The organism is Cupriavidus sp. 291-E7 (genome assembly GCF_057798835.1).
In genome coordinates, this window is the sequence record NZ_JBYOJV010000004.1 from 387785 (window position 1) to 398888 (window position 11104).

At 61.7% G+C, this 11104-nt stretch carries 9 protein-coding genes; 1 reads left to right on the forward strand and 8 read right to left on the reverse strand.

Translation table 11 applies throughout. The features are described 5' to 3' along the window. Positions 1-394: 394 nt before the first annotated feature. The 8 genes from AC3FLX_RS10375 to AC3FLX_RS10410 form a co-directional block, all read right to left on the reverse strand. Positions 395-598, reverse strand: coding sequence for a hypothetical protein (locus tag AC3FLX_RS10375; RefSeq protein ID WP_488696195.1), 204 nt, complete (start codon positions 596-598; stop codon positions 395-397). Next, entirely contained in the window at positions 598-2922 is a 2325-nt protein-coding gene (locus AC3FLX_RS10380) for a CHASE2 domain-containing protein (protein ID WP_488696196.1), read from the reverse strand. The genes AC3FLX_RS10375 and AC3FLX_RS10380 overlap by 1 nt, the downstream gene beginning before the upstream one ends. A 96-nt stretch (positions 2923-3018) precedes the next feature. Continuing rightward, a complete protein-coding gene (locus AC3FLX_RS10385; RefSeq protein ID WP_488696197.1) occupies positions 3019-4698 on the reverse strand; it encodes a FecR domain-containing protein in 1680 nt (559 codons plus the stop codon). Then, entirely contained in the window at positions 4688-5422 is a 735-nt protein-coding gene (locus AC3FLX_RS10390) for a response regulator transcription factor (protein WP_488696198.1), read from the reverse strand. Before AC3FLX_RS10390 ends, AC3FLX_RS10385 begins: the two co-directional genes overlap by 11 nt. 205 nt (positions 5423-5627) lie before the next feature. Next, positions 5628-5996 carry an EF-hand domain-containing protein gene (locus tag AC3FLX_RS10395; RefSeq protein ID WP_488696200.1) on the reverse strand — a complete coding sequence of 123 codons (369 nt, stop codon included), beginning with the start codon at positions 5994-5996 and terminating at the stop codon, positions 5628-5630. Beyond that, the gene (locus AC3FLX_RS10400; protein ID WP_488696202.1) at positions 5960-6769 is read right to left on the reverse strand and encodes an EAL domain-containing protein; all 810 of its coding nucleotides are present in this window, start codon (positions 6767-6769) and stop codon (positions 5960-5962) included. The genes AC3FLX_RS10395 and AC3FLX_RS10400 overlap by 37 nt, the downstream gene beginning before the upstream one ends. 343 nt (positions 6770-7112) lie before the next feature. Further along, positions 7113-8033, reverse strand: a complete 921-nt coding sequence (locus AC3FLX_RS10405; protein ID WP_488696204.1) for a LysR family transcriptional regulator — start codon at positions 8031-8033, stop codon at positions 7113-7115. Positions 8034-8177: 144 nt separating this feature from the next. Next, complete coding sequence (locus tag AC3FLX_RS10410; RefSeq protein WP_488696206.1) at positions 8178-9467, reverse strand: YadA family autotransporter adhesin; 1290 nt, start codon at positions 9465-9467, stop codon at positions 8178-8180. Here AC3FLX_RS10410 and AC3FLX_RS10415 point away from each other — a divergent pair. Then, on the forward strand, positions 9466-11104 hold a 1639-nt coding region (locus tag AC3FLX_RS10415), incomplete at its 3' end, for a hypothetical protein (protein WP_488696207.1). The genes AC3FLX_RS10410 and AC3FLX_RS10415 overlap by 2 nt on opposite strands.

Below are 11104 nucleotides of genomic sequence, written 5' to 3' on the forward strand. Positions count from 1 at the left end.
CTGCAGGCGCAGACCGGCGGCCGGCTCAATGCCTCGGGGCCGGTAAGCCTTTCGGGGTTTTCTGTTCTTGCCCATTTGCGTCACATCTGCAGGTCAGTTCGCGCAACACGTGTGGCTGCACAGTCCGGCGGTCCAGTGCGCACTCGATGCGAGCCGCGACAACATGGCTGGTCTTCCAGCACATCACGCAGCTTTTCGCTTGCGGATCGAGCCGCCAAAAACGTCCTGGAAAGCGAAGCGATCCTCATCGTCGCCGCCCAGGATCAAAACTATCACCAGCGGCATTCGACATTGCAAACGAACGAAAAGCGGCCGAGGTGAGGCAGCGGCGCAGCCTGTCTTCAATTGTTGACAATACGGCCGGAACGCTCCCCTACAGTGATTGCTTCCCGCCTTACTCGCTCACTCCATGAATCGGAACGTTCTCTTGTTGATTTTCATAGCCAGCATCGTCGCCGTCGTGCTTCTGACGCTGCTCTGCATCAAGCTCGACCGGGCTGACGATATTCAAGAGAACTTGTCCCAGCGAAAAATGGCCGCCCGCCTCCTCCTGGAAGAACGGTAGCGGCGCATGGCATGACGGATCAGCGTCGTGCATCACATCGTCGAGCCACTCCGTGGAATGTCGATCGAGAACGTTGCCCCGTTTCCGGGGAAACTCAAGACTTGCGCCTGACCGCCGTGACGCTCCGCAACCGTCCGTACAAATGCCAGACCAAGCCCGCTGCCGTCCGGGATATTGCGCATCGACGTCTTGATTCGGCTGAAGGGCTGGAATAGCCGGGCCTGATCCTCTTCGGCGATCCCCGGTCCCTGATCGATCACGTCGATTCGATAGCGCGTGGAAGTCGCGGACAATCGCACGCGCACGGACGATCCGCCATTGCTGTACTTGATCGCGTTGTTGATCAAATTTCCAATCGCGCGTGCAAGCAGGGCCGGCTCCCCACGAACTGACGCGGTTTCCATGTCCGACTCCACCCTGATTTCAATATTCCGCGCGTTAGCCAGCGGCCACAGCTCATCGCTCGCATCGAATAGCACCTCCACAAGGTCGACGCTCACAAGCGCCAAACGTTGCGACTCGGCCCGCGCAAGCTGAATGAAATCGTCGGCCAGCGCCAGCGTGCGATTGGCATAGGTGCCGATGCGACGCAGGAGATCCTCCGTTTGCAGCGCGTCCTTGGCGTTCTCCTGTAGCTCGATCAACGCGAGGATCGATGCTTGCGGCGAGCGCATGTCATGCGAGAGAAAATGCATGGTCTGTTCTCGTTGCCGCTCGGCGATCCGAATCTCAGTGATGTCGACAAGGCTGACGATCAAGCCCGCAATCTCGCCCTGCTCCGCGTGCAAGGGCGCGCCATGCAGCAGGAAGGAACGGTCGTCGCGTGTCACCAGTTCCATCCCGGCGGTTCGAGTCAATTGCGTGTCCCGTTCTGATGCGCCGCATAGCGCATGCCAGTAAGCAATGCCAGAATCCGCCCCGCCGAAAACGTGGTGCAGTACCGCCTGAATCGTCGGACGCTCCGCGTGCGCGGCGTGAAGCACCGTCGCAGTCGAACCAACACCGTGGTTCTCGCCAAACAGTACCGGCGCCAATGCCACGCCGCAACGATTTGCCATCAGGATCGCGCCATCCTGCCGGCAAATCAGTGTTGCCTCCGGCAAGCTCTCAAGCCCGTCGGCCAGGAATCGCCGCACATCGCGGACGTGAGAACTCATGCGGTGGACCGCACGCATGCGGTCGTCCAGGCTGCTTTGCGTGCCCCGATCAGCGGGCGTCATCAGGCCGGACTCCTGCTCCAGGCTGCGCAGTTCGTCCGCCAGAAAGCGGAGCGCCGCTTCCTGACGCAGCCACAGCCAGAGCGGGAAAAACACCACGCATCCGAGTATCGCCGCGCACGGCATGATCCAGATATGCGCATAGGCGAGCAACAGATAACTCACTGCCACGAGCGTGCCGACAACCGCCAGGCCACCGGCGAGTGCCGCGCGAGGCGGCAGGATCAGCGAGATCCATGCAAACAGCAATACGGGCAGCAAGGTAGCGAACCAGAACTCGGTATCGCCCACCCTGACGATCGCATTGTTCTCAAGCACCGCCTGCACCGTATTGGCCAGGATCTCCACGCCTCTCATTGCATGACCATCGCGCGAAACCGGCGTGGACAGATAGTCGCCCAATCCCGTCGCGGTGGCGCCGATCAAAATCGCTTTTCCGTGGAAGAGATCAGGGCCGACCTTGCCATCCAGCACGTCGATCACGGAAACCTGCATGAAGCTGCCGGGGGGACCGACATACGGAATGCGGAGGCGGCCACGGCGTTGCCATCCACCACGTTCGGCCACTATCGCTGGCTCGACGCGCACGCTTGCTGCCGCGTCCGGACGGAACGCCTTGGCGATTTGCAGGGAGAAGTGTCGGAGGCTCCTGCCGGCATCCAGTGATCCCTCCTCCAGGAACACCTCGCGCGCCACACCATCGGTATCGACCGTTACGTTAATGTGCCCGATGTCCGCTTGCAGCGCGGCCAATGGAGAGCGCACCCTCACCTCATCTCCAGCGAGGTCGACAAATGCCGGCAGCACCACCGTTGCCCTGGCGCGTGCCAGACTGCCGGCGAATGCGGCATCATCCTCGGGGTATCGGTTATCTGGCTCGGACATGATGACATCGAGGCCAATCGCGCGCGGTCCAGCCGCCGCGATGCGGTCGACAGCCGCCGCAAGTACCGAGCGGCGCCACGGCCAGCGGCCAAGGGCCTCGATGCTCTTGTCGTCGATGGCGACGATCACAATGGCGTCACTGGCGGGGCGCCCACTTGCCCCAATCGACTCATCGTAGAAGGCCAGGTCCGCGCGCTGCAGCCATTCGAACTTCACGGCCAGTACCACCACGGTGAGTACCAACAGCGTTAGCACGGCCCATTCGATACGCGTTCTCCGGCGAAAGCCGGACCCCGTCGCAGGCGCGACCCTGGCCTTGGGAAGCGGCACTCTCCATCGCAACGACATACCCTACTCCGCGCGATCGACCCGGACCTTCTTTGGGCCTCCGCCCTCCCCACCTCCGATCGCCTGTCCCGAGCCGTCCCGCAACAGTTCGTCGAGCAGCAAACGCTGAGGCGCCGAAAATGCGGCGGCATGCAATACGCCTTGCGCGGGCAATAGCGCGACCCGGACATAGTAGACGCCCGCCTGGGGACGCGGCATCTGCATTTGATTGGTCGCCACCTGCGCGTCGAGAACCATCGAGGAGAATGCCTCGTCGCGCGCAAGCTGGACGCGGTATGCGGCCGCGCTCGCCGCTGCGCCTTTTGGCCAGCTGATCCGCAATACGCTCCCGTCGTCGTCGGCTCGCGGAATAGGACCCGCGGGTTCCATCTGGAACGCGACCGCATCTGACCACGGGCCCGCTAGCTCCGCCGCGTCCACGGAACGCACACGCCACCACCAGCGCCCGGGCACAAGCGGGCGGCTCGTTTCAACTTCGGTGGTAGTCCAGCGAACGCGACCCAGCTCGAAGCCGGCATCCTGCGCCACTTCGATCTCATACCTCGATATCTTTGGAACCGTCGCCCATTCAAAATGGGCGGCATCACCATACTGCGTATGTTCAGCGGCCGGTTCCAGTAACAAGGGTGCCGGGGGATTGATTCTGACCTGTAGCGGTGCCGTGCTTGCAAGGCCCACCAGTCCCGTGCCGGCGATGGCGGATACGGAAAGATAGACGTGGCCTTCTGGCAACTCCCCGATGGATTCCTGCAGCGCGGCGGTGCTCCCCATCCAGAGAATTTCAGTCAGATCGGCGTCCCGGGAAACCGTCAACAGATAGCGGACTGCGCCGGCAACAGGCGACCACGACAAACGGATGCTATTGCCCAGCACCAATGCCGGCACCGCTTCGAGCGCCGGCGCACCGAGCAGGCGAACGGGTTTCGACAAGACGCCGCGCAGTCCGGCGCCGACGCCGTATCCGGCATCGACTGTCGCAGCCGCGGTGGATAGCACACCCGCGCCCACTGCGACGTGGCCTTCCAGAACTTCGCTCCGCGCGCTTGTGGCGTCGGCACTGACGCGATAGCGGGTACCCCGCACGCCAGTGACCATCAACGGTGTACGAATCTCGAAACGGCCCACGCCTGATCCGGTGGGCGCCACCCGGGCAGCCGCCGCGCCTTTCTCCACACTGAAAACCGCGTCGATCAGCGGTGCCCGTGCGAAACTGCGCACCCGCTGCACCTGCACCACCGTTTGCGGCGGCAAGGTGATCCGGGTCCGATCGGCCAGCTCAACGGTGACCGACGCGCCCGCACCGGTCTCGATCCGGTCCGCGTCCACCAGGCGCGTGCCAACTTCGACGGGCTTGCCGGCTGCGCGCACGTCGCCGATTGTGTGAACCACCACGGCGGCACCCGCGGTCTCGGGAATCCGGCTGAACGGGATCAGGATCTTCGAACCCGGCACAAGGCGATAGGGGTCCGGCACGCGGTTGATCCGTTGGAGAACATGCCAGGATTCCGGTCTGTCCATATAGCGGGTGGCGATCGACAGAAGCGTATCGCCAGCTTCCACCGTGTAAGCCATTGCATCGCCCTGCGCCCCTGCCGGGCCGGCATGAGCCAGGCCACAGGCCAGCACGCCGGCCACCACGCAGGCGGCCGCCCATATCCGTCGCCGTACGGTTTCAGTTGCCATGTCCCGCACCGGTATGAAGGGGTTCCAGGCGCACACCATGTGCGTAGATCGACCTGAGTCTCACGCCGTTCTCGGCACGCAGCGCCAGTTTCGTTCGCACCCGAGACATGTGCATATCCAGCGTTCGAGATCCCGCGTCGCCCGCCTTTCCCCATACGGCTTGCATGACAATTTCGCGGGATAGCAGGCAACCGGCATTGCGAAACAGCAGCAATGCCAGATCGAACTCACGAGGAGACAGGCTCACCGGTATATCGTCAAGGGACGCCACACGTTCCATCGGATTGAGCCGATATCGGCCGCATTCGATCACGCCACCCGCGCACAGCATTCTTTCCTGCTTGCGGCGCATTAGTGCACCGGCGCGCGCCAACAGTTCTGGAATGCGAATCGGCTTGCTGATGTAGTCATCGGCACCGGCTTCCAACGCGGCCGCGATGACGTCCTGTTCGATGCGGCTGGAAATGACCATTACGCGGGGTGTTTTACCCAGCAGCGTGCGTATCCGCGCAATCACCACATCGCCGGTCATGTCTGGAAGCTCCCAATCCACCAGCAGCAGGTCGAATACCTCGTCGGGCAATCTTTCAAGAAAGGTGCGGCCATCGCGATAGTTCACGCATTCATGCCCCCAACCCACAAATGCAGCAGCGATCAACGCCGCATAACTGTCGTCGTCTTCGATCGAGACGACTCGCTTGCGATATTCCGACGGACTGTTCACGACTGCGACCTATGTTCTGCGTAGCAATGCCACCAAGGCAGATGGCCTAGCTGGGACTGCAATCCCGCCAAGCGTCAGGCATTGTCAGCATGTCGCGGATCGCAAAATCGAACAAATGTAAAAACGCGGGTCGCCTGTTGTGTATGTGACACTGAACGGCCGGGAGTCGGCCCCTTCTTATGCATTGTTCAAGCGACTTCGGGTCTTACCGGACTACTTCCCGGTGCATGGAATGCACGGGTGAAATGCCACGGTATCTATCACGCAAATACGCCAGGTACTCCGGATAGTCGAGGTATCCATTTCCATCGAGGTCGATACTCTCGAACACCGCGCTAAGCCGCGGCGCGCGCGCGCCGACTTCAGACATCGAGAGCCGGCCATCGCTGTCCTGGTCCGCGCGGACAAAAACCTGCATGAACGGCGCTTTCCAGGGCGGCGGCGCGATGGCATCGGGATAGACCGGACCGTGAGCCTGTGCGGTCGATGCTACGAGCATCCACAGCGCCACGCCGGAACGCCAGATGGTGCGATGTTTCACATCAGTGGCAATCTGCCTGCGACGTGCTGGCATCGGGCATCGCCAAAATATGTACCGGCAACCGAGTCCGCCGATTGCGGCGCCCCCAGGAGATACCCCTGAAGCTGATCCGCGCCGACGGCCCGCGATAAATCGAGATCCTCATCGGATTCGAGTCCTTCCATCACAACCGACGCACCCGCGGCATGAATAACGTCGACCATGCTGGCGAGGATGCGGCGGGAACGCTGAGAGGTGCGGGCACGATGCAGGAATGGCTTGGCAATCTTCACCTGACGACACTCGAAGAGATCCAGCGCCTGCATGCCAGCAAAGCCGGTGCCGAAGTCATCCAATGAAAACGTCAGCCCGGCCTCCCGCAGGCGACAGATATGCGCCTGAATCCGCAACGCTTCGGCGTCGTTGACGGTGGTGTTCTCCGTAATCTCCACCAGCACACGCCGCATCGGCACATTATTGGCGTGCAGCACGCGCTCCAATGACGGAAAGAAGTCGTGACCCGCCAACGCGTGCAGACTGGCATTGATGGACACTGTCCCGCTGTACGCAGGGTGACGTCGAAGCAGCACCCCAACCTCCTCCACCAGCGAGAAGATCAGTTCGCACTCGAACGTGCTGCTCTCTATGTACGGGATGAACTGACTGGGCGGGATATGCCGCTTCGCGCCGACGTTCCATCGAGCCAGAACCTCCAGACCGGATAGCCTGCCCGTCGCCGCTTCGAACTGCGGCTGGTAGACGGCATAGATATCCTTCGCGCGGATGGCATTCAACACACCGGCGGTTGTCAACTTCAGAGCATTCATGTCCTGTCTTGCGTGTGCCGTCATGACCATCTTCGCCTGCCTTCTTCGTTTCCGCTGGGGGATTCCGTGCCTGGGTATCGGTCGCGCCCGTTACCTATGGACGATCTCATTGTCGGCGCATCGGCCGGTCTGAAATCGAACAAATGCAAATACGGCGCGCACTCCGGAAACAGTCGGTGAAGCGTGGCATTCGCGGGAAAAAAAACGCCAGGCACACCCGCTGAGATGTAGCCTGGCGAAACGGGGAGACAAACCTTGCACGTGCGAGGAAACTGCACAATTCGAGTCTATCTTCCGTGTTTCGCGCGACTGCAAACAATCGCTAAGATTGCTGGCAACAACGTCAGACGTCATGCCCGACGAATGGCACTTCCCTCGCAACCTGTTCGAACATGGCAAGCAACGCCTCGCCGTCATCCGACAGATGACGGTCACGCCGTGTCAGTAGATACATCGACATGACACTGGCCTCTTTCTCGATTGGCATTGTCACGATGCCGCGCGTTTCCATATCCAGTTTGAAAGTCGGATACAGAACCGGAGCAATCAGGTCCGCCGCCTTTAGCAAAAGAATCGTCGCCGAGAGCGACTGGCAACGGGAGACCCTGGCAGGCGCATGCAATTCGGCGGAATCGAAATAGTGCGTGAACGTCCGGTCGGCATCGTCACCGGTCTCACAAGGCAGCAGCCATTCCTCGTCAATCACCGCCTCGACACTGCGCGCCTGGATCTTGGGATGGGACGCCCTAGCCACTGCGATCAATGGCATCGAGAACAGCGGCCTGGCGGTCACGAAATCCGGAAACTCCATGCGCTGCGGCGCATGGACGACGGCGACGTCGATGGCATTCTCAAACAGTTGGCCCAAAGCAGACGAGAAACTACTTTGGTGGAAGGACAACAAGGTGCCGTGACCAGCTCGCCGAAATCTGCTGAAGACCTTGGGCAACATGGAACTCGCGGCAAACTCGGAGGTGGCAACCGCGATACTTCCCGCCTGGTCGCCCCGCATCTCCAGAAGCTCGTCCTCGGCACGCTTCATGTCCGCGGCGATCGATTTCGCGCGACGGTAGAACACCGCCCCATAGGTCGTCAGCTTCACGCCCTTTACCGATCGCAATAGCAGTGGCACGCCCAGTGATTTTTCCAACTCGCGCACGCTGGCGGTGATCGCGGGCTGGGTGACCCCCAGCGCGCGAGCCGCACCGTGAATGCTGCCTTGCGCCACCACATTCAGAAAGACATGCAGTTGCTGCAGCGTCATGGCTTTCCCCCGGTGAATCCATCTTGCCTGCGCCATACTATTTTTCGGCACCGGGTCGTGCCATGAGAACGTTCCGATGCAAATCTACCGTTGCAACAAGCCGCGATCCGGGCGGAATCACCCCGACCGCGGCACCCGCCATGCTTACCACTGAATTGCCGTACCTACGCCCACCGTGGTTCCGTTCGAGCTGACGCCCACACCCGCCTTGAACTTGATGTTCTCGGTCACCCGCGCGGTCGTACCGATCGCAACCGCGGACTGCCCCTTGAAGTTCGCAATGGCAAGCCCCAGGGCCAACGTCTTGTTCTGATCCGGCTCCGGCAGCATTGCAAGGGCCGTGGCTCCTGCAATACCCGCGAAGGCCTGACGGGCGGTAGTGTTGACAGACTTCTCGATCTGGTTGAAACGCTGGTCCGTATAGTTGTTGGCCTGTTGAATCCCTGCGTTCAACTGATTCAGATTCACGGCATCCGTGCCATACGTACCCGCCGCGACATTGGTAACCTGGCGCTCCCGCCCTGCCGACCCCACCGACACGCTGTTGTCTCGCGTAGCCTCCGAGTTGGCCCCCAGCGCAACCGAGTTGGCGCCCGTGGCACGGGCGTTTTCACCGATCGCGATGGCTCCTTCTCCCGACGCGACGGCATTGCCGCCCACCGCGACAGATCCCTTGCCCGTTGCCTGGGAATCGGCCTGGTCGGAGTTTGTGTGGAAGTACTTGGTCTTGACACCCTGAGTCACCAGGGTGCTCAGCCCGGTCGACAGCACCGTCAGATTGTTGTTCGTCGTGTTCAGTCCCGTGGACAGCGACGCCACGCTGGTGTTCGTGGTGCTCAATCCCGTGGACAAGGACTCGACGCCGCTCTGCGCCGTGCTTACCCCCGTCGACAGCGAGCCCACTGCGGTGGAGGTCGACGTAGAGAGCGAGGCCACGTTGCTGTTGGTCGTGCTCAGGCCCGTTGACAGTGAACCCACTGCGGTAGAGGTCGACGTGGACAGCGAGGCCACGTTGCTGTTGGTGGTGCTCAGGCCGGTCGACAGCGAGCCAACGGCTGTCGACGTGGACGTGGACAGCGCCGTCACGTTGCTGTTGGTGGTGCTCAGGCCAGTCGACAGCGAATCCACGCCGCTCTGTGCCGTGCTGACGCCTGTTGACAGCGAACTGATGCCTGCCGCCGTGGAAGTCGACAATGAGCTCAGTTGACCGAAGTTCACCGCATCGGTGGCATTGACGCCATCGGCGACGTTCTTCAACGCCACCGGTGCCGTGGCGCCCGCACCGCCCAAGGTCACGGACCCATGACTAGCGTCGTCATACTGCACCGAGTTGGCCAAGCCCGTCGACAGCGAGGCCACGTTGCTGTTGGTGGTGCTCAGGCCGGTCGACAGCGAACCCACTGCGGTCGACGTCGACGTGGACAGCGATGTCATGTTGCTGTTGGTGGTGCTCAGGCCGGTCGACAGAGAGTCAACGCCGCTTTGTGCCGTGCTGATACCCGTTGACAGGGAACCTACTGCCGTCGACGTGGAAGTCGAGAGCGAAGTCAGGTTGCTGTTAGTGGTGCTCAGGCCGGCGGACAGGGAGTCCACGCCGCTTTGTGCCGTGCTTACGCCCGTTGACAGCGAACCTACTGCGGTCGAGGTCGACGTGGACAGCGACGTCAGGTTGCTGTTGGTGGTGCTCAGACCCGTCGACAGAGAATCCACACCGCTTTGCGCCGTGCTGACACCCGTCGACAGCGAACCTACTGCCGTCGAAGTCGACGTGGACAGCGAAGTCACGTTGCTGTTCGTCGTGCTCAGGCCAGTCGACAACGAGTCCACGCCGCTTTGTGCCGTGCTCACGCCCGTTGACAGCGAACCTACGGCCGTCGAAGTCGACGTGGACAGCGACGTCACATTGCTATTGGTCGTGCTCAAGCCGGTCGACAGCGAGCCCACTGCCGTCGAGGTCGACGTGGACAGAGACGTCACGTTGCTGTTGGTGGTGCTCAGGCCAGTCGACAGCGAGTCCACACCGCTTTGCGCCGTGCTCACGCCCGTCGACAGCGAACCCACTGCCGTCGAAGTCGACGTGGACAGCGACGTCACGTTGCTGTTCGTCGTGCTCAGGCCAGTCGACAACGAGTCCACACCGCTTTGTGCCGTGCTTACGCCCGTCGACAGCGAACCAACGGCCGTCGACGTCGACGTGGACAGCGACGTCACGTTGCTGTTGGTGGTGCTCAGGCCAGTCGACAGCGAATCCACACCGCTTTGTGCCGTGCTGATACCGGTCGACAGCGAACCCACTACCGTCGAGGTCGAGGTGGACAGCGAAGTCAGGTTGCTGTTCGTCGTGCTCAGTCCGGTAGAGAGCGAATCCACATTGCTGTTCGTCGTGCTCAGACCGGTGGACAGCGAATCCACGCCGCTTTGTGCCGTGCTGACACCGGTCGACAGTGAACCCACTGCCGTCGACGTCGACGTGGACAGTGACGTCACGTTGCTATTGGTGGTGCTCAGACCGGTGGACAACGAATCCACGCCGCTTTGTGCCGTGCTCACACCCGTCGACAGCGAACCCACTGCCGTCGAAGTCGACGTGGACAGCGAAGTCAAGTTGCTGTTCGTAGTGCTCAAGCCAGTGGACAGCGAATCCACATTGCTGTTCGTCGTGCTCAGGCCGGTCGACAGCGAGTCCACGCCGCTTTGTGCCGTGCTCACGCCCGTCGACAGCGAACCCACTGCCGTCGAAGTCGACGTGGACAGCGAGGTCACGTTGCTATTGGTCGTGCTCAGACCGGTCGACAGCGAGTCCACTCCGCTTTGCGCCGTGCTGACACCCGTCGAAAGCGAACCCACTGCCGTCGATGTCGACGTCGACAGCGACGTCACGTTGCTATTGGTGGTGCTCAATCCAGTCGACAGCGAGCCAACGGCCGTTGAAGTCGACGTGGACAGCGACGTCACGTTGCTGTTGGTCGTGCTCAGACCCGTCGACAGCGAACCCACTGCGGTCGACGTAGACGTGGACAGCGATGTCACGTTGCTGTTGGTGGTGCTCAGACCAGTCGACAGCGAGCCAA